The organism is Flavobacterium sp. NRK1 (assembly GCF_024054175.1).
GTDB lineage: Bacteria > Bacteroidota > Bacteroidia > Flavobacteriales > Flavobacteriaceae > Flavobacterium.
Map to the genome: position 1 here is coordinate 2,893,163 of NZ_JAMXLA010000001.1, position 21,478 is coordinate 2,914,640.

Sequence of the window (21,478 nt, forward strand, 5' to 3'; positions counted from 1 at the left end):
TATTTATTTTTAATTATAAACTCTTATTTCTATTAAAGATGCTCCATTTAGAACCCCATCAGCAGCAGAATTTGAAGAATTAAAAGTTCTTATCCCTAAATCATTAGTATTAATCCTTGAGACTTTAACTTGATTCCCCGAGATACTGGAATCCCCAAGATTAATGAACGCCCATGTTTTATTTAACACAAAAGCAGCGTTTAGTGTTCCGGTATATAAACCAGTGCTTGTATAAACCCAAGATATAGGACCGGACAATGTGTTTTCTAAAATTGTTACAGTCGGTGCTGACGTACCACTTTGTGTAATTAGAGCCGTATATACTTTATAAGGCCTTGAGTCAATAACGAGGTTGCCGGAACCAATTAAGCTATTTCCATTTATACTCTTAATATTTGTTCCACTGACAAGCGTTGCCTGTTTTGCGTCTAATACTGCTTGCGTTGCCGTACTTACAGGTTTACTCAAATCACTTGTGTTATCAACATTGGATAAGCCAACATCAGATTTAGTCAGATCAATATTACCGCTACCCAGTAGCGACTGCCCTTCTATAGTTTTAATATTAGTACCACTAACCAACGCAGCCTGTTTCGCATTCCAGTTAGCTATATCTGTAGTTGTAAAATCTGAACTACTCCATGTTCTTTTCCACCCGCCCGTTGAAAAAGCAGCACCGTTCTTTATATTATAATATATACCTCCGGAATCTGCATGAAATATTAACAGGCCATAGGTTGTGCTTCTAAAATAGGAAACTAAAACACCGCTTTCATTCACGGGCAAATTTGAAGCAGCATTCGAAACCCTTACCACAAGTGTTGTTGCTATAGCAAATACATCGCCTGTATATGCAGTATTATTTTGTACACCGGTTCCCCAGCCTGAGGTTTTGTAATCACCCCAGCTAAACGCAGCGTTCCAGTTTGGCGAATTAGCCAATGCTGACGTTATAGCATTCTGAGTCATAGATCCATCGGTATTACTTCCGGTGCCGGTATATAATTTACCGATACCCGCAAGAACTGACGTACCGATACCTGAAGGTACCTCAAATCTCGCCCAGTTAGAAGGTGTCTGCCCGGGTGAATTTACTTTTGAGTAGAAACTATCACCCACTCCGTAAAAACTTCCGTTTATTGCACCTTCTACCGATACAATATAAGAATCCCCGCGCCTTACAGCACCTCCTGAACCGGTACCCGTTGTAGGGTACGTACCACCGGAAGCATCCCAGTCACCCGCAAGGCGAACAATACCCGTAACAAGAGCATCTACATAATCTTTACGCGCAAGATGCTCTGCGCTTGTTGGCTGCTGTGTTGAAGATACATTACCATCAATATTTAGGTCACCGTCAACATCCTGACTTGTTTCCCCTGTTTTGTGTACTACGTTGTTGTCAAGGGCGTAAGGTGAACTGCCCGCCGCATCATCAGTAGTAATAACAAACATCTCATCGGTAAAATCGGCAGTACCGCCATCACCATACGTGCCGGGTGTACCCGTAAACAAAGCAAACATAAGCTTGCCATCTGCCGTAAAGCTGAAGTAATGCTGTATGATACCCGTATCGGTTTCCTCACCGCTGTCGCTGAAATCCCACAGGCTTTCATTTGCCACATCAACAAAAGTCTGCCCGTCCGGTACCGTGCCAAGCGGATCAATTACAGCGTCAGGGTCTGACGTTATATCTTCCGGTTGCAGGTTAAGCACCGATATCAGGTAAAAGTTAGACGATACCGTATTCGTACCGCCAACGCCATACGTACCGGGCTCCAGGAAAGCAGCAAAAACATATTTTTTGGACGGGCTGAACGTTCCGAATATAGGCCCGCCCGTTTCACCGGGTGTAAATACAGGCGCATCGGTTATAACAATGTATAACGGACAGTCTTTTTCACCCACAACCGTTGTACGGGCATCCATTTTCGTTTCGATAAGCGCAGCGTTTACTACAGAGCTTGTAAAACCCAGCGAAATAACCTTGCCTTTTTTAGCAATGAAATCATACAGTTCGGTAAAATTATCGTTTACCTTTTCAAAACCGACCCTCAGTGTATCTGCTGCCGGATCATTATCAAATGCGCCGTTATTTATTAATTCCTGTGCCATTGTTTTAGCTTTTACTTGTTTTTACAATTGTGCTGCTGCACTTTATCACCGTGTCCGAACATTTACCGCTTGGCGCCGTAACCGTTGTGGTATATCTTTTTGGCCGTGCAAAAATGATATGCACTTTATTGTTATTCATAGGTTATATCATTTAGGTTCTCAAATAGCGCCTCGCAGGCAGTAACCGTGGTTTTCCCTTCCGTAAGGTCCAGTTCCAGCCGTGTAGGAATAAACACCCTGCCCGCGCCGTTATATGCAAACCCCACAAGTTCCTGAGGCCATACCAGCGCCAGTGCCGTAGCATTCAGCGCAAAGCTTACATCAGGGCGAACCGCATGGCAGGCTTTAGCCAGTGTTTTTACATAGCTGTCGGCAGTACTGTCAGGTAACCCCGATATTTTCCACAGGTCACGGTTGCGCCTGTCTTCCTCAGGAAACAGCGAAAGCATAACAAATAGCTTATCACCCTCTTGAGGAACCGGCAGTTCTTTATAATCTTCAGGAATATACGGCTGTGTAAATCCGGGAGGAGGCGCTATATATCCGTTATACGCAGCTATAAGCGGTACGCCGGTAATTGTAGCTTTTTTATAATATATCGACGGATACTCTATTGCCGTTCCGTCTGCCTTTATCATAAACAGGTTGTAATTCTGCTGCACTTTAAACAGCACATCACGAGTAAACGTATCAATACCCCAGTAAGTAAGTGCCAGGTAAGCAGCAACGGTATAACTTACCGACCATTCATCAAGTATCGGGTTATACACATCATAATCTATCGATTGATAATGGGTATCATAAAACTGGTTAGCGTCTGTTACGGGTACTTCCCTGAACCTTGCGAAAGCATTCTTAGCAATACCAAAACTATTTTTTACAGAACTGTCAACGGTACACGTAAAAGCAATATCCATATCCAGCTCCTGCGTATAGCTTACAGGCCGCACAGCAGAAACACTCTCAATATCCGAGGCGCTTTTCACCAGGGCTATTTTTAAGGTTTCAAGTGTGGCAAGAAAAGCCGTGATACCGTAATCATCAACAAAATCACCTATAGGCGCAATAAACCTGAAATCGGTAAATCCGCTTTTAGGCACAACAAATTCATATTCCAGCTTAAAGGTTGCCGACAGATCAAGATTTGTATTTACAGTAGTGGTTTTAGTAAACTGCAACAGCTTATTTACATAGTTTCCCGGACGGTTAGACAGAAATTCAGTACCATCTATTGCAAGCATCCATATTACAAGCCTGTTATAATTATCACCTGAAAGCAGTTCGGCAAAAGCACCCGGATTCGGTTTTACGATATAATCAAAATCAACAGTTACATCAAGCTCTATTTTATACCTGCGCCCTGCGACTACGTACGGATGCAGCGTACACTCAAAATAATTAAGCAGCGCCGAAGCTTCATTGCTGTTATAATTACCGTCATCAATACCATAGTAAAAAAACGGTTTTTCACTATTACTCCAGTTAAAAAAGCTCCCGCTTATTTTAGCCCATGCCGCATTGATACGGGTTACATAACCATTGGTATAATCAGCAAAATCAGAATCATAACGATAACGGGTAGAGTAGTAATCCTTACCCCCAACAGAAGCAGGAAACAACCCTTCATCAGCTTTTGCATCAAAATTAACATTCACCGCTTTCCATGGCGTTAACGCCGAAAGCACCGGAACCTGCTCCATAAAAAGCGGCGCTATCACCTTATGCCCGCCGGTTATCGATTTACGGAACACTCCGTCCGGGTGATACACTTCAGTAATACTTATACGGCTCAGGAAGCCTTTACCCTCATTTCGGCGTGTAACACCTTCAATAAACCACTTACCGCGGTAGCTGCTTATCTGAAGCCCCTGCGCTTTTAGTACTTTTTCAAGTATATCATACAGGTTAGTATATTTGTTATCGCTAACAAAAGTGCTTAACCCTACGTTCATAGCTTCCCAGCGGTAATCAGGATCACTTACATTTACCAGCGTAGGGCGTATATACATTTCCTGTACAAGCCCCGTTTCCGCAAGTATAAGCCCAAAAAGCTCCGCCATATTATACGTCTGCCTGTAATACCAGGGCTTAAATGTTTTTGTCTTTAACGATGCCAGCATATCGCTGGCGGTAAATTCAATGAACGATACCCCGTTTTTCCATGGTTCGCTGTACAGGTCGGGCAGGAGGTAACCCTGCCATAAAAGGTCGGCCGTACCGTTAGCCCCAACATTGCGCACCTTTACCAGGTAACGCTTTTCATCACCCGTAAGCAGGTGCAGGAATTTAGCATCTGCCGCATCGGTAACCGCTATGGTAAAACGGAAGCTTGACGGCATCATCGGCTGGTACAGGTCTTCACCGCCGTCCCAGGTAAGCTTTAACTGCGAAGGCTGTGTGAGTTCCTCTATAAGCGGTCGGTCATTATCATACGTATCGATAATCTCTATTACCAGCCCGTCAATAGTAAAAGTACCCGTACCGCGCATTTCAGGATCCTGCGGATACACCGAAATATAATCAGGCTCAGGAACAATACCCTGCACCGTTATATAAGCATCGCCCGCAACATCTACGTACACCGATGTACCCGAAGCCGTATAAGTAACCCCCGCAACAGCGTTATTTGCCATAAGGTTATCACGCAGTGCCGCAGCCGCCGTATTTATAGTAGCGCCGGGCTCAACAACATCAGCACCCGCCGACGCGCCGAACGCCTTGCTTACAGCAAGCAGCACCGCATTATCCGCCTGTACCGTAAAAGCAAAGCCTTTTCCGGCAGTAGGGTAGCGCAGTAATTTTATTTCAATACGGTAAGCCATTATTTTATACGGTTATCACGTTTATCAGTCCTGTCAAGAACCAGTTTTAATTTTGTCCCGTCTATCTCAAAACCACCCATTAAGCGCACCACCATATCAGCAGGTGTTACAGCCGGATTTATCATACCTAACAATCGTTGCTGTTGCTTTTGGTTCAGTATCACCTCACCGCTGTTTACACGGGCCAGCAGTTTATCACCCGTAAACGAGTTACCGCCCACTATACCGCCCGTTTCAAACTTAGGTATAGCCGCAAAGGCCGCAAAAACACCCGCAAGCGCCTCCGCTATAAAGGCAGGTGTAGTTACCACAGAAGCAGGCCCCGTAGCAGCACCTGCAGCCGTAGCACCCGCTATAGACTGCGCTAACGACTGTGCCAGCATAGTTGAAATAATTTTTATAACCGTTTGCGAAAGCACTTTAAAAAAGCCCTGAATACCGTCATTAGCCAGCCCCAGGCTGTCAACAAAACGGTTGGCCATACTTGCAAAAGCATCTGCCACACCATTACCAAGTAATTCAGCAGCTATTTGCAACTCCGCTATTTTAGCCTTACTTTCATCTACAGCCGTAGCAATTACACCCTGCGCTTTGATTACAGCACCCGGATCGGTATTCAGCTTAATAGTAAAATCAAGCCCGTCAATAACACTTTGTATCCTTTTAAATTCAGGTTCACCTTCCGCATAGGCTTTCTGCAGTTCAATATATTTTTGTTTATCAGCTTCAAGCTGGTTGATCCTTTTTTTGGTTTCAGACAGTTCCAGCTTAGGGCCTGAACTAAACCCGGAAGGTATAACAGATGTCACAGGCGCACGTTTACCCTGTATCGCATCGATTAGTTTCTGATACTGCTCGATCTGCATTTGTAGCTTTTGATACGCAACAGAGGTCGTAACCGTTTCATTCTGTATTTTTTTAAGACCATCTATCTGTGATTCGTAATAGCTTATAGTGCCGGATTTTAAACCACCGCTTATAACGCCGTTTAATTTTGAGGTAGCCAGTGCCGATTTATCCTGTGAATCAGCAAATTTTTCATTAGCCACAATTATACCCTGAAGCCACTTTTGTAAATCTTCAAGCGACTTAACCTCAGTAATATAATTATTAACTAATGTCTGAGCATTTTTTGCCGCATAAGAAGCTGCATTTCCCGCTGATAAAAAAGCATTACCTAAGTTTTGCCACACTGATGGTTTTATTAAATCAGAGTTCCCCGCTCTTAGGTTAAGTAATTTATCTTCAGCTTCCTGAAATTTTTTAGACGCAGCTATATATAATGCCCTTCCTTTTAAACTTTTAACATACCTATCAATAGATTCTTTAGCTGCATTAGTATTAATAGTTTCTAATTTTAAGTTATTAAGATACTCAGGAGATAAAGCATTAAGCTTAGAAATAGCTTTCTGTCTATCTTCTTTACTTTTAGTTTCATCTTTCGCTATATCAAGATTTATTTTTAATTCAGCACTTTCCTTAGATATACTTTCATTAGCCCCGATCATCACTTTATCAAGCTCTTTCACTGCATTGGTAAGCGGTGTAAAGCGGGAAGTTGCTACTACAGCATAAGTTGCCAGTGCACCCAGCGCCACAGCCGCAGCCGTTAGCGGGTTAGCCGCCAGCGATGCCGCAGCCGTATATGCTGCCTGTGCCATACTTGCGTATGCTTTTGCCGCAGTACCCAAACCGTACACCAAAGGCCCTACAGCTGCAGCCGCCGCACCCACCACAACAATAAAGTTGCGCCATTGCGGGTCAAGCTCTTTAAGCCAGCCCACCATACCGTTTACCTGTTTTATAACCGCCGTAAGCGCAGGCAGTATAGCCTGCCCGAATTGTACCGCAAGTTCTTTAAGCCCTTCCTGCAGTACACGCATCTGGTTAGCAGCACCGCCTCCCGTACGGGCAAAATCACCCTGGGCATTAGTGGTCTGCTTCATAACATACGCGTAGCGAAGCTGTACTTTTTCAGCCTGCGTGAAGTCTTTTATATTTTTGGTAATACCCTGAGACAGCGCAAACTGCTGCAGGTTCGCTTCGGTCATTACAATACCGAGCATTTTAAGGCTTTCGGTTTCACCCGTAAACACACCGTTCAGGGCTGTTGTTGCCTGCGCGATACCGATATTCTTAAACGAAGCAAGGTCGCCTGCAAGCCCCACAAGGGAGGTTGACAGCCGTGCCGCTTCCTGCTCCGGTATTCCCATAGAGGTTGCCATATCGCCAAAAAGCGCAGCCATATCCAGCGCGCTGCCTTCCGCAATACCAAAGCTCTTAAGGGTTGTTTTCGCAAATGCCTCTACCTGTGCAGCACTGTCTTTAAAAGACACCTGTACTTTATTCTGGCTTTCGCTGAAATCGGATGCGAATTTAGCAGAAGCGCCTGCCGCCGCCACAAGTGGCGCGGTAACATATACCGAAAGGCTTTTACCCACGTCCTGCATGGCATTGCCCCATTTCTTGATCTCGCGTACCGAGTTTTGCAGTTCCGTGCTTAACGATTTAACATCGACACCGAATATAATATTGATACTGGCTAAGCTTGCCATAGTAAATTACAGTTTAAGGTTATCAGCAATCGGGTAGTTTATTTCTTTTAGCGTCTATACGCTCCCAGAAAGCACGGTTTACCGTGTTTACTTCCTGTTCTATCTGTTCCAGGCTTAAAACATCTGCCTGTGAATGTTCTTTTTCCCAAGGAAAAACCATTATCCCCTGAGGCGATAATTTTTTACCTGCCTGTTGGTAAGGCGCAAGTGAAGACCACATTATCTGACGGGCTATTTCCCAGTTGTTCTTATAGTCCGTTTCCTGCCGCAAACGGAACCCTTTGGCAATATTGGCAAACTCACGGGGTGTAAGCGAATAGAAATACAATAGCTGCAGCCCCATTTCACCGCAGGCCGTAGCCTCTATATCATCCCAGGTAAGCGGTGTTTCAGGTATCAGTTCACCTGCGCCGGCACTTCCTTTGACGCACCGTTGTTTAACGGTACCGATTTAAGGAACAGCCGTATTATTTCAGTAGTTTCCGAAGGGTTCTTAAATATAAATTCGGAACAGGCATCACCATCGGGAGCATCACTGCCAACAGCCGAAAGCCTTATAATATCCGAAAACACACCTATTACCGAAAACGGTATCTCAAAATCATATACCTGCCCTTCAACAGCACCCGAAGCATCAAGCGCACTTAACGCAGTTACAAGTGTATCGGCAGCAGTGCTGAATGTATTCATAACCGCCACAGGGCCGTCACAGCCCCACGCGCCGCCAAGCTTACGGAGCAGGGCATAATCAAATTTTAAAGTGATCTCACGTCCTTCTATTGTAATTGTCCTGGTATTCATAGTCTGTAATTTTGTTGGTTTTATTTTATAATTGCGTTACACTTACAGCAGCGGTAAAAGCAGAATAGTTATCCTGCGCATCTTTCACACGGCACTTCCAGTCGGCCGTTGTACCCGCAGCCAGCCCGCTTATAAGTACGGTACCGCCTGTACTGTCTTCGCTTACAGCAACAGTATGGTACAATACATCATCCTTATAAATTTCAAGCTCCGTAACACCCACATTATCATTAGGTGATTCGAGCACATACGTCAGTAAAAATTCATCGGCTGTAATATCCGATACCGATATCGATACTATCGGTTCCGGTGCTACAGCATCCACAGCCATAAAAGCAAGGTCGCCGTTACCCGTAAACGAGAACGACCCGGATGCGCTGTTTTCCGTTGCCGCAGTAATATCGGACTGATTGATGTACACTTTCCCGGTATACAAAAAATCGCCGTTTACCCCTGTGGTAAAACTAAGGTCAAGCTCCGTGTTAGCAAGCTGGAAGGCTACCAGGTCGGTAAAGCTGTGCTGCGTAGTATTGTCTGCCGCCTTATCCGCTACCAGCGCACTAAGCGACGCACTCCACTCATATACTGAAGGCACCTGTATCTTACCATTGGTATCTTTGGTGCTTACAGCTTCGAGCGTATTGGTAATAGATACGGAGCATTCCGTAGCGTGCCAAAGTGTTTTACCACCCAGCCCGATACGGACGTCCTTACCTTTATATATTACACCTGCCGCCATTACGAAACAACTGCCTGTGTTAAGTCGCCATTACCCGTAAACGAGAACGACCCGGATGCGCTGTTTTCCGTTGAAGCGGTAATATCTGCCTGGTTAATAAACACCTTACCGGAAAACACAAAGTCACCTGTAGTATCCGTGGTGAACTCAAAATCAAGCTCCGTATTCGCAAGCTGCAACGCCACAAGCTCCGTAAACCCGTACTGTGTGGTATTGTCCGCCCCCTTATCTGCTACCAGCGCACTAAGCGACGCACTCCACTCGTAATTGGAAGGTATCTGTACCTTACCGTTAGTGTCTTTTGTAGCTATCGATTCCAGTGTCGTGGTTATCGATATACTACTTTCAGTTGCGTGGAAAAGTGTTTTACCACCGAGCGATATACGCACCATTTTCCCTTTATAAATCTGACCTGCTGCCATAACTAATCTATATTAATATTAATATTCACTACCATTGTATCATATTCCTTAGAATACCCTGTTTCTATATCCTGCACATCGTAAACACCCGAAGCATCAAGCACCGCCTCAATAGCATCGGTAAACTCCACAAGCTCCGTATAACCGTTGCCGTCATAATACACCGAAAGCAGTCCGTTGTACCCGCGCCCGTCTTTTGTTTTTGGTACAGAACCCACCGAGTAGATAAGGAACGGCTTTTGCGTACCCTCAGGAGCCACTACAGGAAATATCCTGCACGCATCACCATCACCAAGCGCATCGGTAATAAAGGACTGATCCTCTAAAAAAGCTACAAGCGCAATTAATTTATCTTTCATTTGCTTAACCGGTCAATAGATTTCTGAATGTATTTTACCACGCTCTTTTCGGTTTCGGCCGTTACAGCTCCTTTTGTTTCTGTATAGGTTTTTTTCATGAACGGGTTCGCTTTTGTTGTACTTGTAACACCTGACGCATTATGTTTTTTTGCTTTCACAGAAGCAGAATGCTTACGCTTAAAGCCACCCCTGTAGATATTGTGTCCGTACTCTACAAAATGCCCGTAAAACCCGTCAAAATTCCCTTTGGCACGAGGCCCTACATACACCACCGGATTACCATTAGTACGTTTTCCGGTTATCACTCCGATAGATTTTTTTAAAGCACCGGGCTGTATTACTTTTTTTGTACGGTTACCGCCCTGGTAATGCGCTTTTTTACTTTCCGGAGCGTTGCGCCGTGCTGCTTTAACCGTACCCTGCGCCACTTTACGCAGTATCTTAACCATTTCGGATTTTTTCTGCCTGTCATCCGCAAGCTGCATCAGTTTCTGCTGCAGTTCCTTAAATCCTGTTACTTCAATTAACGGCTTACTCATTTGCTCTTACAATTAATTTTAAGTGTGTCCTGCCGATCGCTGCAACGGCATCAATAAAGAACTTAACCCCGTTATGCATCAGGTGCATTTTCCGGCCTTCGGATGCTATAGTAACATGCCTGCGTATTATATACGCCCGGTTAACCACACTAATAAGCTTTCCTTCTTCTTCAAGGCTTCCGCCTGTATCGGTCATTTTTGCACGGGCATTAGCCACAAGCACATCAACTTCCTTACGCTCTTTAAGCTCGTTAACCACATAATCAGTCCTGTAAACCGATATGTACTGATCCAGTTCGCCTGCAAAGGGTACTTTATCCATAACCTAAAATTTAGAGCGGTAAGGCCGCATTAAACTAAGCCACGCCGTGTCGGCAGTTCCGGTACCGCGATCCTCACGCCTCATATAGAGGTCACCGATACGCAGCAGTATTGCCGATTTTACCGTATCAGGGCAGGCCGTAGCCAGTGTAACCACAACCGCCGCATCACCCGGATAATCAAGCGCAGGAAGGTCACCTTTAAAAGTGATGCAAACCGTGCTGTTATCTGTCTTATCAAGCTGGTAGTTGTCAGCAGGAAGGTCGGTATAATCCGTTTCACCGCTCAGGTATTGCACCGATACCACCGAAGCAACCGCAAAACATTCAACCGATACCACGTCAAAACCGTCAAGTTCATACACACGTTGACGGAACAGGTACCGCCCGCAATAACCTTCCGCTTCTTCCGTAGCAGCCTGAATGTAGCTCTGTATAAGCACATCGTCATGCGTAAAATCAGCCTCTATGTTCAGGTGCTGTTTTGCCAGTTCAAGTGTTACTGCTGCACCTGTTACGGCGCTGTTTTCAGAAGAAGTTACCATGTGTTTTACGATTTTTCAGCGCCTGCAGCACCTTTGTCTGCCGTGTTTTCAGATTCCTGCTTTTTTCCTGCCTGCGCAGCCGCTTCTTTTTCCTGGTCATTAGTAACCACAGTAAGCCCTCTCAGTTTATTAAGTTCTGCCAAAGCGTTCGCATGAGATTCATCAATTAAACCCTGTACCTGTTCTGCAGTAGCGTCCGCAGGTACTTCTATACCAAAACCGCCTGCTTTAAGGATAAGTCCTGCAAGCACAGCCGCTTTATTGTTTTTTTCTTCAGCTTTACCAAACTGGCCAGCCGCTACTGCATCACCGTTACTGATAAGTTCCAGTGCCTGTTTTTCTTCTATTTCAAGCACCTGTCCTTTATCGTAGGGTAATTTATATTTACCGGAAAGAGAACATAGAGCCGTAACAGCTACCAGCTTTGCGGATACATCTTTCGGTGTTGTTTGTTTCTTTGCCATGATAGTTTTAGATTTAAAAGAACGCCTGCAGCATTACTGCAGGCATATCTTCAATTATGCAGAAATGAAAGCGTTTTTAGCAAAAGCCTTAGGATTTGCAATAGCCACATCGGCATGCGTGTTAAGGGTTAACCTTACACTATCCGCTACATCTTCAGAGTACGGGTTAACTTTAATGTTAACTGCACCCCATTGTCCTATATACAATTGTGCCCAGTCACCGTATACAATTGGATATACCGCAGTACCACTTGCATCAAGCGTAGGCACTAACGATGTCGAGATGAATTTATCACCGTCAATAGTACCGTTTTCTAAAAGGAAACGGCCTGACCCTGAATCTTTGGTAATTGTTTTAAGCGCCGCTTTTACTTTAGGATGGATAAGATAACCAAGCATCATCTCAGTCGCATCATCTTCCTCGATCAAAGCCTGAAGCTCAACAATACGCGCCCACGTAGCAGCACCTGCCGCAGCCTGAGTAGAAACATTCACACCACTTACAGATAATAAACCTGTTGGAGCGGTACCGCCTGCACCGTTTATAGCAGCACTTTGTAAGAGGTTTACAAAACCACGGCGTATTCCGTTCATGATCATTGCCTGCGCATCTACAGAAGACTGCATTAAAAGCCTGTTAGTTATCGATACAGCACCTGCCGCACGTTTAGGGTTTAATTTCGGGCCTGCAATTGTTTTTTTCTGTGTTGACACAGAAGCACCTTCAGCAAGGAATTCCATTGTGAAGTCAGCACCTACAACCAAAGGCACATCACCCCCTGTTAAACCTGTCAGGAAGGTAGCACCAAGGTCCTCAAGGAAAAGCCTCGGGCGAAGCGGATCAACAATACGAGGCGCGTTATCCTGTACAAGCGCACCACCATAAGCGCCGCTATCCTGTGAAACAGTCTGCTGTGAAGCCCTCATATATGACATAGGAAGCGAGAAAACAGAAGAACTGAAGTCCTCATCACTGCCTACCTTAGCAGCGCGGCTTTCTGCAACACCTATTTCATGTACTTCTTTTTCTATACCATCCAGTGAACTTCTTGACTCCGGGTTAACAGATCTTAAAGCTTTAGTGATAGAAAAACGCTGGTAGATCTTTTCCTTTTCTTTATCCTCACCATCACCTCCGCCAAGCAAAGAAGGCGCTTTTGCAGCATCCCTGCGCTCATTTTCTTCAAATTTCTCAGCACGGACAATTTCTTCATCCATGTCGTCGATCTGCTTTTGCAGCTCATCGAATTCCTTTTTTTCATCTGCCGACATAGCCCTGTTTTCTGTTTTTAACAGGTCGGCGATCTTACGCTGCGAGGCTACTAACGTTGAGCGCTCCAGCTTTAACTCACTACTTTTTTTCATTGTACTTAATTATTTGCATTTATTAAAACCAGAGCTTCATGATACGTAAGCCCTTTATCTTTGTCAGCATTGCGTTTTTCCGCTGCCGCATCTTTTTTCTTTTGTTCCAGCCACATATCATGACTGCGCTTATCTACAGTAGTATCCTGGTAAGCAGGGTAGGTAACAGGCGAAACATCATACAATATCTCTACTTTTACAACTTCTCTTAAATCAAGCTGCCCTTCCTGTTCGCGCCATACTGTTTCCTTAGGGCGAAAACCGAAAGAAGACTGCGAAACATCACCGCTCGCAATAGCATCAGCAAGGTCTTTTGCAAAACTCCTGTCAGGTGTAGTGTAGCGGTATTTAAGCCCTATTTCATCAACCCAAACCTCCAGCGTACCCTTACCTTCTTTACATCTGGCCAGCACCTGGTTAGGGTCATGATTGAACAGGCAGCGTATATCGTCGTTAAGCACTTCATCAAACGCACCCGGAAGTATCACCTCACGGAACAACCCGTTTATTACCGCCTCGATATTGAATTTTGCCGCATAGCCTTCTATCACGTCTGCTGCCGCCACCGAATCGGTAGCCGCACGCTTTTCAATAGTCATATCCGCTACCGCATAACGGCGCACAGCACCGTCAATACCACTTATATAATCTTCTTTAACCATTGCCGTTATTTTTTAGTTCCTGATCGATCTGATCCTGTGTTTTTGTATTTACCGGGATGCGAAGGTCTTTACCGCCATCCATAGCATTATATTCCTCAAGCCCCCTTACTTCATTCGCCGTATACACACCACTATTAACCATTTTACTGTAATATTCGCCACGGCTTTTCATATCGGCGCGCAGCAGTACATTCATGTTACCGCGAACATAAAAACCTTCCTTACGCTCTTTAAGAGTGAAAAGCTTTTTACTTTCCTCTTTTTCCACCATAGTAACTAAAGGCTGCATACTATCCACCATATAATCAAGTGACTGCTGCTCAATATTATTATTGGTACTGGACTGCATTGACTTTATTTTATGCAGCGGTATATTAAACCAGCGCGCTATCTCTTCTATACTGAAACGCCCTGATTCAATGATCTGTGCTTCCTGAGGGGTAAGCATAATAGGTTTGAACTTAAGCCCGTCATCAAGCACCACGATACGGTCAGGTGATTTTTCCTGCATAGCCGAATTCCAGGCAGCTTTTATTTTATCTTTAGCGTCAGTTAATATTTTATCTGACTCGATAACCCCCTGACGCACGCCTTTGTTAAGGAAATTCACATAACTGAACTCCTGCACTTCCAGTGCCAGGTTAAGGCTCATGCAGCCGTATGTAATTGCTGAAATACCCACAATACCATCAAGTGTCATTCCCTTATAATGAAGCACCTCTGAAGACAGCAGCACTTTACCGCCCTTAACATGGTAAGAAACCTTACCTGAAACAGAAAGCTTAATATCTTCTACATCATCCCACGGGATATATTGCAGGTACATGGTACCGTTATAATTGCTAACGATCTGAAAAAGACAGTTACCGCGAAGTTTAACAGAAGTACCGATAAGCTTACGCCAGTGATAGGAATTTAAAAAACCATCTTCACCGTCAGGGTCCTGATTAAGAAGCCAGTCCACCGGATGATCGTTACGGCGTTCGCGTCCGCTATCTATCTTTTTATACACCCCAAAAGGAATGATACCAAGACTGTCGGAAAGCATATCAACTGCATTATATACAGCAGACAGACGCATTGATTTTTTATAATTTACAGTATTCAGCTTACCGTTTTTAGTCCCGGTAATATCCCAGAAATCAAAACTTTTAGATACGCCTGCCACATCAGCAGAACGGCTGACAGCAAACATATCGGTTAAAGCGCGGTTTAGTAAATTCATTCCTCATACTGATTATGAGGATAAAAGTAGTTGCAGTAAAAAACGTAGCGGTGTACAATTTTCCCGTTTTTTTTGATTTTTTTTTGAAGTAGGGTAGAGGCATAAAAAAACCCGCTCAATGGCGGGAGTTTTTTAAATTGGATTTTTAAGCCTGAAATTTGCTGCTAATCTTTTAGAAGCAGGAAACAATTTTAAGTATTGGCTTAGCGTTAGTTTTTCCATACCGTTTATTTTTAAGCTTTCACATTTGGGTTAGTAACCTGTGTGCATAAATCATGACCAAACAATCTAATCGCGTCACGCCTATTATATTCATCATTGTTTAGGCGCATAGCACATGATTTACAATAATGTTTTTGCGTGCTATGATTGTACCATGTAGCGTTTGTGTTGTCGCATCGTGTTATATTACACACGTCATTTAAATCTCCTTTTGCCATAATTATATTGTTTGGTTATTTTACTACGTTAAGGGTGTTTCTAATTGATTTAATCTGTAGTGTTACTGCAAACGATTTTTCAAAATTTTCAGCACATTTTTCAATCTGCAAATCACACATTTGTCTTGCGTAAATATTCATTGCTTCTTCAATAATAGATTCAACAAAAACTCTGACACAATCGCCTGTTTTGTATTTTAGCAATAGTTCTTTAAAGTTGCTGCTAAACTCTGATTTTAATTTAACTGCTTCATCTAAGCATTCTTCTAAGCTTTTCATTTTATTCTGTTTTAATTGGTTGGTTTAATCGAAGTGATTCTTTTTTAGCCATATTTAAGGCTGTTTTAAAGTCTATGCCTTGTACTCCGCATTCATGAAAAAATTGGCATATTGCCTCAAATTCTTCTGCTGTTAACGCTGTTGCCATACTTCAGTTTTTAATTGGTTGGTTTAACCATATATAATATACTCCTTGTATCTTCCTTTTTCCTTAGCGATTTTTATAATTGTCTTGTTTAATTCTGATGTGCTTTCGCTCGAAAGTTTTTTATCAATAGTATTATTACAATCCTCCACATCGTTACATTCCCAAATATGACCTGTAGCGTAACCGTGATGCACCTCCCCAACCGCTTTAACCGCTTGGTCTGTACTCCTAACACGTAAACACATCCTGCATTTACCTTTTTTTGCTTTTTTACTTAATCCATCTGATGCCATACTTCAATTTTTAATTGGTTCTACCTTGAAAATGATTAGTCTTTGTCTTTAAAATAATCAGGATTACAGCCTTTAATTATTTCTATAGCGTCTTCGTAAAAGCGGGTTCCCTTAGCTAATGTCAATAGTGAAAAACAAAGAATGTCTATTTTTACAGATTTTCGGTAAAAAGCATCCCCTACACATTGGGCTATTTTTTCGGCTTTTGTAGTTCCCATAACTGTTAATCGATATTAGAAATTATTGTGTTTTTTATTTGAAGCCTTTTTACTTCAAATGCGGATTTTTGTATAAAGTGCCAGTTTATTTGATATGTATGTAAAAATCTATCAGGATAACACCAATAATAACCGAAGTGTCCCTCTGTTTGAAGTTGATATTGATCCGTTACACAATCATACCCTATTACATTTTTTTCTGTTGGCTCTCCAAATTCAAATACAACTACTTTTTTACCTATTAGATCATGCCTCATAACTGTATGATTAAAGGTTGTTCGTAAATAATTTTATCAACAATGTCTGTAGCAGAAGTAATAGGTATCATTCCGTATTTCTTTTCTAAAATGGATAAACCTTTTTTACAGAACTTCTCTATTTCTTCTATTAGTTCGTCAATCTCTTGTTCTGAAAGTCCTGAATCGTCTAATGCGAATCCATCAAAAGCAAGACCTGATGTAAAAACTAATGCTTTAGCTGTATCTTTAAAGAATATGCTTGCCATAACTGTACATATTAATTAGGTTCTTCTATTAACCTTGTCTATTATATCATCCACTTCTTCATCTTTGAGTTCGGCCGTTGAATCATACCCAACTTTTTTAGCATAACTTAAAACAGCTAATACTTGTGCCTTAGTCATGGGTTTTCCTCTATGGATAAATGTTCTCCAACTCTTGTCTATGGCAGCAAGAGCACCATTAATATCTGCATGCATAATTTTATAGTTTAATTGGTTCTTCTTCTTTTACTGGCTGTTCCGGTTGCTGTGGTGCTTCAGGCTGTTCCGGTTCCTGATCGGCAACCTTAACCAGCCTGATTATAAACTGGCCTTTAACCACAAGCCTGATCTCATTACCCCATACTATCCAGTCGTTGATCTCGATCATAGTACCATCCGGGAAATATATCCTCAGGTAGCAGTCAATCTTTACAAAAGTGCTATAGTTATTACTGGCAAGGTCGATGCTGTAAACATATCCCGGCACATCTATAACCACGCTTACAGGGGTAATCTCAATAGTTCCGGGTAAGTAATTGGTTTGCCCTTCAACAGATATATACCTGCCTGTCATGTATTCCGGTACCGCATCATGATTTTTATGTACTGTTTCTTTAACAGCAGGACCCCGGTTAAACTCATCCGGAGAGCACGACATAAATAGCAAGGCAAATAAGAGTGTGATCGTTGTTTTCATAAATTTATTTTTTGTTTTTACTTTCTTTTGCATATTCCCTGAGATAGAAAATTCCTGCTATCAGTACTAAAAACACCAGGATCACAACCAAGCTGTATCTAAGCCAGTTTTTTGCTATAAAATCCAGCTCAAGCAGTGTACTCAATCCAAAGGCAATAAGGAAGACTATTATTATTGTTATTATATACCGCATAATTATTTTTTCTTATAATGATAATACCTCGATCTTCTATAGCTCTCAAAATCTGAAAAACGGTACTGTCCCCATATTTCAAAATACTGATCATTTACAGCATTAAATGCTTCCTCATTAGTACGGGAATGCTTAACCATATTAAAGACTGCTGTAAAAAAACCGTCCAGCGTACCCAATTGCCGCATTATTTCATTTTGGCGCTGCAGCTCGCCAACCTTTTTTTCAAGCATTATTTCTATTGGTTCTTTTTGGTCTGCCATGATATCTGTGTTTGTTTATTTTATTAGTTAACATTCAAAAGGCACATCGTCCCTGTTATAGATACTTTCATTAGTATCTTCAGGCTCTGAAAGCGAACCCCCAAGCGCATTTATAATTGCAGGTATCCCATCGATACGCCTGCCGTTGGTGTTACTTTTACCTTTATGCACTTTAATATTCTCATTAGCATCGCTGATTATCTGACACCCGGCAAGCATCCACGCCAGTACAGGGTTACCATCGTGCCATAACTTACCCTCATAAACAAGTTTTTCAAATTGTTTTGTAGGTTTGGATAACTTCGTAATAGATTGGCTGAAATAAGAAACATTAATACCTGAATCCATAAGGTTAGTGGTTATATTAGCGGCGTTCCACTCATCTATCTCTATCCTTATTGTTTTGTGCAAGGTATGGTTTACCTGTATATAGTCGTAAACAATGTTATAATCTACCACTTCGCCTTCAGTAGCCACTATATACCCTTTATCCGCCCAGAAGCGATACGGTACACGGTCAACTTTACTACGTTTATCTATTCCTATTTTAGGACAGAAGAAAAACACCTTTACATACCTATCACCATCATCATCAGGCTCACTCACCAGGGCATAAGCGGTAATATCTGTAGTTGAAGACAGGTCAAGTCCGCCGTAGCACCCGTATTTTTGGAATTTTTCAAGAACCTGCGCATCAGTCATTTTCCTGTCTTTATTATGCCGGTAGCTTTGGCGCATCCAGGTATCACTCATTATCCATACCGTAGGTGCATCTACCCACATATTAAGGTGTTTTGTCTTGAAATTCGGAATTTTAGACGGTTGCAGCTTCGCTTTTTCATATTCCTCACGGATACGATCAATATTAAGGCCCTGATCAAGAAGCGGGTTAGCTTTTATCCACACATTTTCATCTTCCCAATCATCTTCCTCGTCAATATCATGTATCATAATAAAAATATGATCCATTTCAGCGCGGCCTTCCAGCACTTCAACCACACTATCCTCATATCTTTTACAAGCGCTTTGTATATTTGTACCGGCAGTTGTAATATGCCATATAAGGGGCTGTGTACGTTGTACTGCCGAACTTTCAAGATTTTCCTTTACACTGTCATCCTTATGGGCATGGTATTCATCAATTATCGATAAATGCGCATTAATACCATCCTGTGTCTGACTATCACCGCCTAATGGCTTCATTACCGATCCGGTAGGATGAAAACCAATAATGCGCTGTTGCGAGTAAAAACCCATTTTTTTAAGCGCCCTATTTGCAACCGGACTTTCTACAAATTGTTTCGCCTGGTTCCAGCATATACGGGCCTGATCCTCTTTTGTAGCGCCGACATATACCTCGGCCTCCATTTCCATCTCTACAGAAAGCATATACAGTCCAAGCCCCGCCATTTCTGCCGATTTTCCGTTTTTCTTTGCACGCTTATCGTAAATAGTACGTATTCGCCTGAGGTCGGTATCAGGATCAGGAACCGCACCCATTTGTTTTTTCCACGCAAAAACATTATACATGGTGAATTGCTGGAAAGGCGCTAAATGAAACGCCTTTCCCGCCATTTTCCCTTTAGTGTGGTTTAAGCACAAAGGGAAAAAATCAATAATACTCATTCCTGCAGCATGATCCAGGTAAAAGCCTGATTCCGGAGCTTCATCTATCCACCTGAAAAACCGCTGTACCGCCAGCTTAATAAGCCTGCCCGTAACAATACTCCCATCCAGTACACCATAAGCGTACTGAAAAGGAACGGAAGCGAGCATTTCAGGAGTTGGTTTCATACAGTAGCGTTAAAAAAGAGTGATATTTCCAATCTCTAAAGCTCTTTTTAAAGCATATTGCATCACATCGTGCATAGATTTTATAGGATCAGCTTTACCTTTTCCAATAAAATCATGATACCACTGATATTGATCTTTTATCCATTTTGGAAAAAAATATTTACCCCAAACATCTATTTCACAATAAGAATCTAATTCCGAGTCAAAAACTTCTAATTCAGTTCCACAGGACACGCTTTCATAAACATCAATTTGATATATATTTACCAATACATTAACTCCAACAGATTTTATATGATAAGAAACTAAAAAAGCTGTAGTCTCATCGTTATCAGATATATAGTATTCTCCTTTAATTTTTTCCATTTTTTATAGTATATTATTTAGCAGTTTTAAGCGTACTGAAAAGGGACAGAAGCAAGTATTTCAGGGGTTGGTTTCATGGTTTAAAATAATTGTAATTGCTGTACTTGATTAATTTTTAAAGGATAAAAAGTTATTTGAGGTGAATCCATAACATAAACTTTGCCCTCATGTTTAAACATCCTTCCTATATAACCTCTTTCTCTTGTGCCATCCAGTACAGCTAATGAATGTTCATTATTAAATAATGGCGCGATGCTACCCTTATAATACTCCTTTAATACTGCAATATTTCCCCAACAACATATCCAACCAGCAGCACCACTCGACATAGTTCCTGTTATAACTATATCACCTAAAGATATGCGGGTTATTTTTTTTACTTTATCATTAGATAATTCCATACATGATGAAGATTTACATAACTTCGTTAGCAATTCAGGTGTAACATATTCATTCATCACTTAGCATTTTTAGCATTTAATAATTGCTGGAAAAGGTCAAGCTGTCCGGTATCTTCAGCAGCTTTAATATCTTTTTCACTTTTAGGGTCAAGTCCAAACTGCTTACTGCATTTAAGCATACCATCAAAAGCATTATCACGCAGGGTAACTTCAGGGCTAATATTTCGCGCCCCGGTTGAAAATTTTTGTATAAAGCCTTTACCCATTTCAATATCATTAAGGGCGGTAATTTGTTTACAGGCGTATATCCACTGTGCATAGTAAACAGAGTAACTTTCAAGAAGGCCTAAAAAATGCGGTTTTAACCGTTCGGCTTTTGCAAGCAGGTTACCCATATTTTTATAAGCCTTTTTCTCAAGCTTATTCAAATGCGCAGGCGGAGCAGGCGCTTCCATAAGTGTATCTTTTCCCTGCCCAATATGTACTGTTCTCATATTTCCGTTATCCATAACTAAAAAATTTACATTTACTACAACTTATCACCTAACCCCCCCCTTAAAAATATCTCCCGAGTAAAATTTAAGCTGAACAGCGATGTACGCACAATCTCAGCTTTAGAGATTTTACCCCATACCCCCTGCATGTGCTTCACGACCTGACTTAGCATTGTGATGTTTCTTACATAGAGGAAACAAATACTGTTTATCATACGGGTCTAACCCTTTTGATATTAGAACCTTAGCAGTAGGCTCATGATCTACTACAGTAGCTCTTGTAACTACTCCTTCAGCTTTACAATCATTACACAATGGCTTTTCTTCCAGCACCTGCAGGCGAAGCTTTCGCCACTTCCTGCCATTGTAGTCAAAGTCTGTACTGTGACGCTCACGCTCGAACGGCTTGTGTTCCTTTACCCATGGGCGTACTATTTTCTTAGGTTTCATTGGCATA

The 21,478-nt window shown here is 42.2% G+C and carries 29 protein-coding genes; all 29 read right to left on the bottom strand.

All coding sequences use genetic code 11. The features are described 5' to 3' along the window. Positions 1 to 9: 9 nt before the first annotated feature. The 29 genes from NHE85_RS13240 to NHE85_RS13380 all read right to left on the bottom strand — a co-directional run bounded on the left by NHE85_RS13240 (position 10) and on the right by NHE85_RS13380 (position 21,471). Positions 10 to 2,115 (bottom strand): hypothetical protein, encoded by a 2,106-nt coding sequence (locus NHE85_RS13240; protein WP_252812618.1) that lies wholly within the window; start codon positions 2,113 to 2,115, stop codon positions 10 to 12. Positions 2,116 to 2,246: 131 nt separating this feature from the next. Then, positions 2,247 to 4,937, bottom strand: coding sequence for a hypothetical protein (locus NHE85_RS13245; protein WP_252812619.1), 2,691 nt, complete (start codon positions 4,935 to 4,937; stop codon positions 2,247 to 2,249). Next, positions 4,937 to 7,492, bottom strand: a complete 2,556-nt coding sequence (locus tag NHE85_RS13250) for a hypothetical protein (protein WP_252812620.1) — start codon at positions 7,490 to 7,492, stop codon at positions 4,937 to 4,939. The genes NHE85_RS13245 and NHE85_RS13250 overlap by 1 nt, the downstream gene beginning before the upstream one ends. Before the next feature lie 22 nt (positions 7,493 to 7,514). Continuing rightward, the gene (locus NHE85_RS13255; RefSeq protein ID WP_252812621.1) at positions 7,515 to 7,835 is read right to left on the bottom strand and encodes a hypothetical protein; all 321 of its coding nucleotides are present in this window, start codon (positions 7,833 to 7,835) and stop codon (positions 7,515 to 7,517) included. Positions 7,836 to 7,888: 53 nt separating this feature from the next. Continuing rightward, a complete protein-coding gene (locus NHE85_RS13260; protein ID WP_252812622.1) occupies positions 7,889 to 8,293 on the bottom strand; it encodes a hypothetical protein in 405 nt (134 codons plus the stop codon). 25 nt (positions 8,294 to 8,318) lie between these two features. Next, positions 8,319 to 9,032, bottom strand: a complete 714-nt coding sequence (locus tag NHE85_RS13265) for a phage tail tube protein (protein ID WP_252812623.1) — start codon at positions 9,030 to 9,032, stop codon at positions 8,319 to 8,321. After that, positions 9,032 to 9,454 carry a phage tail tube protein gene (locus NHE85_RS13270; protein ID WP_252812624.1) on the bottom strand — a complete coding sequence of 141 codons (423 nt, stop codon included), beginning with the start codon at positions 9,452 to 9,454 and terminating at the stop codon, positions 9,032 to 9,034. Before NHE85_RS13270 ends, NHE85_RS13265 begins: the two co-directional genes overlap by 1 nt. Positions 9,455 to 9,456: 2 nt before the next feature. Then, positions 9,457 to 9,813 carry a hypothetical protein gene (locus NHE85_RS13275; protein WP_252812625.1) on the bottom strand — a complete coding sequence of 119 codons (357 nt, stop codon included), beginning with the start codon at positions 9,811 to 9,813 and terminating at the stop codon, positions 9,457 to 9,459. Further along, complete coding sequence (locus NHE85_RS13280; protein ID WP_252812626.1) at positions 9,810 to 10,352, bottom strand: HK97-gp10 family putative phage morphogenesis protein; 543 nt, start codon at positions 10,350 to 10,352, stop codon at positions 9,810 to 9,812. Before NHE85_RS13280 ends, NHE85_RS13275 begins: the two co-directional genes overlap by 4 nt. Next, complete coding sequence (locus NHE85_RS13285) at positions 10,345 to 10,674, bottom strand: hypothetical protein (RefSeq protein WP_252812627.1); 330 nt, start codon at positions 10,672 to 10,674, stop codon at positions 10,345 to 10,347. Before NHE85_RS13285 ends, NHE85_RS13280 begins: the two co-directional genes overlap by 8 nt. 3 nt (positions 10,675 to 10,677) lie before the next feature. Continuing rightward, positions 10,678 to 11,217 (bottom strand): head-tail connector protein, encoded by a 540-nt coding sequence (locus NHE85_RS13290; RefSeq protein WP_252812628.1) that lies wholly within the window; start codon positions 11,215 to 11,217, stop codon positions 10,678 to 10,680. A gap of 5 nt (positions 11,218 to 11,222) precedes the next feature. Further along, the gene (locus NHE85_RS13295) at positions 11,223 to 11,681 is read right to left on the bottom strand and encodes a hypothetical protein (RefSeq protein ID WP_252812629.1); all 459 of its coding nucleotides are present in this window, start codon (positions 11,679 to 11,681) and stop codon (positions 11,223 to 11,225) included. A 54-nt stretch (positions 11,682 to 11,735) separates the two neighbouring features. Further along, on the bottom strand, positions 11,736 to 13,046 hold the full coding sequence (locus NHE85_RS13300) for a phage major capsid protein (protein ID WP_252812630.1): 1,311 nt from the start codon (positions 13,044 to 13,046) through the stop codon (positions 11,736 to 11,738). Between the two features lie 5 nt (positions 13,047 to 13,051). Then, entirely contained in the window at positions 13,052 to 13,708 is a 657-nt protein-coding gene (locus NHE85_RS13305) for an HK97 family phage prohead protease (protein ID WP_252812631.1), read from the bottom strand. Beyond that, on the bottom strand, positions 13,701 to 14,933 hold the full coding sequence (locus NHE85_RS13310) for a phage portal protein (RefSeq protein WP_252812632.1): 1,233 nt from the start codon (positions 14,931 to 14,933) through the stop codon (positions 13,701 to 13,703). The genes NHE85_RS13305 and NHE85_RS13310 overlap by 8 nt, the downstream gene beginning before the upstream one ends. 455 nt (positions 14,934 to 15,388) lie before the next feature. Beyond that, positions 15,389 to 15,652 carry a hypothetical protein gene (locus tag NHE85_RS13315; protein WP_252812633.1) on the bottom strand — a complete coding sequence of 88 codons (264 nt, stop codon included), beginning with the start codon at positions 15,650 to 15,652 and terminating at the stop codon, positions 15,389 to 15,391. A gap of 1 nt (position 15,653) precedes the next feature. Continuing rightward, positions 15,654 to 15,800 (bottom strand): hypothetical protein, encoded by a 147-nt coding sequence (locus tag NHE85_RS13320; RefSeq protein WP_252812634.1) that lies wholly within the window; start codon positions 15,798 to 15,800, stop codon positions 15,654 to 15,656. Positions 15,801 to 15,823: 23 nt separating this feature from the next. Beyond that, positions 15,824 to 16,093, bottom strand: coding sequence for a hypothetical protein (locus tag NHE85_RS13325; protein WP_252812635.1), 270 nt, complete (start codon positions 16,091 to 16,093; stop codon positions 15,824 to 15,826). A 35-nt stretch (positions 16,094 to 16,128) separates the two neighbouring features. Continuing rightward, positions 16,129 to 16,311, bottom strand: coding sequence for a hypothetical protein (locus NHE85_RS13330; protein WP_252812636.1), 183 nt, complete (start codon positions 16,309 to 16,311; stop codon positions 16,129 to 16,131). A 5-nt stretch (positions 16,312 to 16,316) separates the two neighbouring features. After that, positions 16,317 to 16,568 carry a hypothetical protein gene (locus NHE85_RS13335; protein WP_252812637.1) on the bottom strand — a complete coding sequence of 84 codons (252 nt, stop codon included), beginning with the start codon at positions 16,566 to 16,568 and terminating at the stop codon, positions 16,317 to 16,319. Then, positions 16,565 to 16,816: a hypothetical protein gene (locus NHE85_RS13340; protein ID WP_252812638.1), complete on the bottom strand. Its 252-nt coding sequence runs from the start codon at positions 16,814 to 16,816 to the stop codon at positions 16,565 to 16,567. The genes NHE85_RS13335 and NHE85_RS13340 overlap by 4 nt, the downstream gene beginning before the upstream one ends. Positions 16,817 to 16,831: 15 nt before the next feature. Continuing rightward, the gene (locus tag NHE85_RS13345) at positions 16,832 to 17,029 is read right to left on the bottom strand and encodes a hypothetical protein (RefSeq protein WP_252812639.1); all 198 of its coding nucleotides are present in this window, start codon (positions 17,027 to 17,029) and stop codon (positions 16,832 to 16,834) included. Between the two features lie 4 nt (positions 17,030 to 17,033). Then, positions 17,034 to 17,510, bottom strand: coding sequence for a hypothetical protein (locus tag NHE85_RS13350; protein ID WP_252812640.1), 477 nt, complete (start codon positions 17,508 to 17,510; stop codon positions 17,034 to 17,036). A gap of 195 nt (positions 17,511 to 17,705) precedes the next feature. Beyond that, positions 17,706 to 17,966, bottom strand: a complete 261-nt coding sequence (locus NHE85_RS13355; protein WP_252812641.1) for a hypothetical protein — start codon at positions 17,964 to 17,966, stop codon at positions 17,706 to 17,708. A gap of 27 nt (positions 17,967 to 17,993) precedes the next feature. Next, positions 17,994 to 19,760 (bottom strand): terminase large subunit, encoded by a 1,767-nt coding sequence (locus tag NHE85_RS13360; protein WP_252812642.1) that lies wholly within the window; start codon positions 19,758 to 19,760, stop codon positions 17,994 to 17,996. A gap of 9 nt (positions 19,761 to 19,769) precedes the next feature. Next, the gene (locus tag NHE85_RS13365; protein ID WP_252812643.1) at positions 19,770 to 20,126 is read right to left on the bottom strand and encodes a hypothetical protein; all 357 of its coding nucleotides are present in this window, start codon (positions 20,124 to 20,126) and stop codon (positions 19,770 to 19,772) included. A gap of 80 nt (positions 20,127 to 20,206) precedes the next feature. Continuing rightward, positions 20,207 to 20,527 carry a hypothetical protein gene (locus NHE85_RS13370; RefSeq protein WP_252812644.1) on the bottom strand — a complete coding sequence of 107 codons (321 nt, stop codon included), beginning with the start codon at positions 20,525 to 20,527 and terminating at the stop codon, positions 20,207 to 20,209. 56 nt (positions 20,528 to 20,583) lie between these two features. Further along, complete coding sequence (locus NHE85_RS13375; RefSeq protein WP_252812645.1) at positions 20,584 to 21,036, bottom strand: P27 family phage terminase small subunit; 453 nt, start codon at positions 21,034 to 21,036, stop codon at positions 20,584 to 20,586. Positions 21,037 to 21,150: 114 nt separating this feature from the next. Beyond that, positions 21,151 to 21,471 (bottom strand): HNH endonuclease signature motif containing protein, encoded by a 321-nt coding sequence (locus NHE85_RS13380; RefSeq protein ID WP_252812646.1) that lies wholly within the window; start codon positions 21,469 to 21,471, stop codon positions 21,151 to 21,153. Positions 21,472 to 21,478 lie beyond the last annotated feature (7 nt).

Excerpts from the sequence above, each read along its gene's own strand:
- NHE85_RS13240 (WP_252812618.1), bottom strand. The coding sequence starts at position 2,115 with ATGGCACAGGAATTAATAAATAACGGCGCATTTGATAATGATCCGGCA.
- NHE85_RS13320 (WP_252812634.1), bottom strand. The coding sequence starts at position 15,800 with ATGGCAACAGCGTTAACAGCAGAAGAATTTGAGGCAATATGCCAATTT.
- NHE85_RS13360 (WP_252812642.1), bottom strand. The coding sequence starts at position 19,760 with ATGAAACCAACTCCTGAAATGCTCGCTTCCGTTCCTTTTCAGTACGCT.
- NHE85_RS13295 (WP_252812629.1), bottom strand. The coding sequence starts at position 11,681 with ATGGCAAAGAAACAAACAACACCGAAAGATGTATCCGCAAAGCTGGTA.
- NHE85_RS13345 (WP_252812639.1), bottom strand. The coding sequence starts at position 17,029 with ATGCATGCAGATATTAATGGTGCTCTTGCTGCCATAGACAAGAGTTGG.
- NHE85_RS13380 (WP_252812646.1), bottom strand. The coding sequence starts at position 21,471 with ATGAAACCTAAGAAAATAGTACGCCCATGGGTAAAGGAACACAAGCCG.
- NHE85_RS13285 (WP_252812627.1), bottom strand. The coding sequence starts at position 10,674 with ATGGATAAAGTACCCTTTGCAGGCGAACTGGATCAGTACATATCGGTT.
- NHE85_RS13365 (WP_252812643.1), bottom strand. The coding sequence starts at position 20,126 with ATGGAAAAAATTAAAGGAGAATACTATATATCTGATAACGATGAGACT.
- NHE85_RS13250 (WP_252812620.1), bottom strand. The coding sequence starts at position 7,492 with ATGGCAAGCTTAGCCAGTATCAATATTATATTCGGTGTCGATGTTAAA.
- NHE85_RS13300 (WP_252812630.1), bottom strand. The coding sequence starts at position 13,046 with ATGAAAAAAAGTAGTGAGTTAAAGCTGGAGCGCTCAACGTTAGTAGCC.
- NHE85_RS13270 (WP_252812624.1), bottom strand. The coding sequence starts at position 9,454 with ATGGCAGCAGGTCAGATTTATAAAGGGAAAATGGTGCGTATATCGCTC.
- NHE85_RS13290 (WP_252812628.1), bottom strand. The coding sequence starts at position 11,217 with ATGGTAACTTCTTCTGAAAACAGCGCCGTAACAGGTGCAGCAGTAACA.
- NHE85_RS13245 (WP_252812619.1), bottom strand. The coding sequence starts at position 4,937 with ATGGCTTACCGTATTGAAATAAAATTACTGCGCTACCCTACTGCCGGA.
- NHE85_RS13315 (WP_252812633.1), bottom strand. The coding sequence starts at position 15,652 with ATGAAAAGCTTAGAAGAATGCTTAGATGAAGCAGTTAAATTAAAATCA.
- NHE85_RS13330 (WP_252812636.1), bottom strand. The coding sequence starts at position 16,311 with ATGGGAACTACAAAAGCCGAAAAAATAGCCCAATGTGTAGGGGATGCT.
- NHE85_RS13335 (WP_252812637.1), bottom strand. The coding sequence starts at position 16,568 with ATGAGGCATGATCTAATAGGTAAAAAAGTAGTTGTATTTGAATTTGGA.
- NHE85_RS13340 (WP_252812638.1), bottom strand. The coding sequence starts at position 16,816 with ATGGCAAGCATATTCTTTAAAGATACAGCTAAAGCATTAGTTTTTACA.
- NHE85_RS13310 (WP_252812632.1), bottom strand. The coding sequence starts at position 14,933 with ATGAATTTACTAAACCGCGCTTTAACCGATATGTTTGCTGTCAGCCGT.
- NHE85_RS13325 (WP_252812635.1), bottom strand. The coding sequence starts at position 16,093 with ATGGCATCAGATGGATTAAGTAAAAAAGCAAAAAAAGGTAAATGCAGG.
- NHE85_RS13265 (WP_252812623.1), bottom strand. The coding sequence starts at position 9,032 with ATGGCGGCAGGTGTAATATATAAAGGTAAGGACGTCCGTATCGGGCTG.
- NHE85_RS13260 (WP_252812622.1), bottom strand. The coding sequence starts at position 8,293 with ATGAATACCAGGACAATTACAATAGAAGGACGTGAGATCACTTTAAAA.
- NHE85_RS13355 (WP_252812641.1), bottom strand. The coding sequence starts at position 17,966 with ATGGCAGACCAAAAAGAACCAATAGAAATAATGCTTGAAAAAAAGGTT.
- NHE85_RS13350 (WP_252812640.1), bottom strand. The coding sequence starts at position 17,510 with ATGAAAACAACGATCACACTCTTATTTGCCTTGCTATTTATGTCGTGC.
- NHE85_RS13370 (WP_252812644.1), bottom strand. The coding sequence starts at position 20,527 with ATGGAATTATCTAATGATAAAGTAAAAAAAATAACCCGCATATCTTTA.
- NHE85_RS13305 (WP_252812631.1), bottom strand. The coding sequence starts at position 13,708 with ATGGTTAAAGAAGATTATATAAGTGGTATTGACGGTGCTGTGCGCCGT.
- NHE85_RS13280 (WP_252812626.1), bottom strand. The coding sequence starts at position 10,352 with ATGAGTAAGCCGTTAATTGAAGTAACAGGATTTAAGGAACTGCAGCAG.
- NHE85_RS13375 (WP_252812645.1), bottom strand. The coding sequence starts at position 21,036 with ATGGATAACGGAAATATGAGAACAGTACATATTGGGCAGGGAAAAGAT.
- NHE85_RS13255 (WP_252812621.1), bottom strand. The coding sequence starts at position 7,835 with ATGGGGCTGCAGCTATTGTATTTCTATTCGCTTACACCCCGTGAGTTT.
- NHE85_RS13275 (WP_252812625.1), bottom strand. The coding sequence starts at position 9,813 with ATGAAAGATAAATTAATTGCGCTTGTAGCTTTTTTAGAGGATCAGTCC.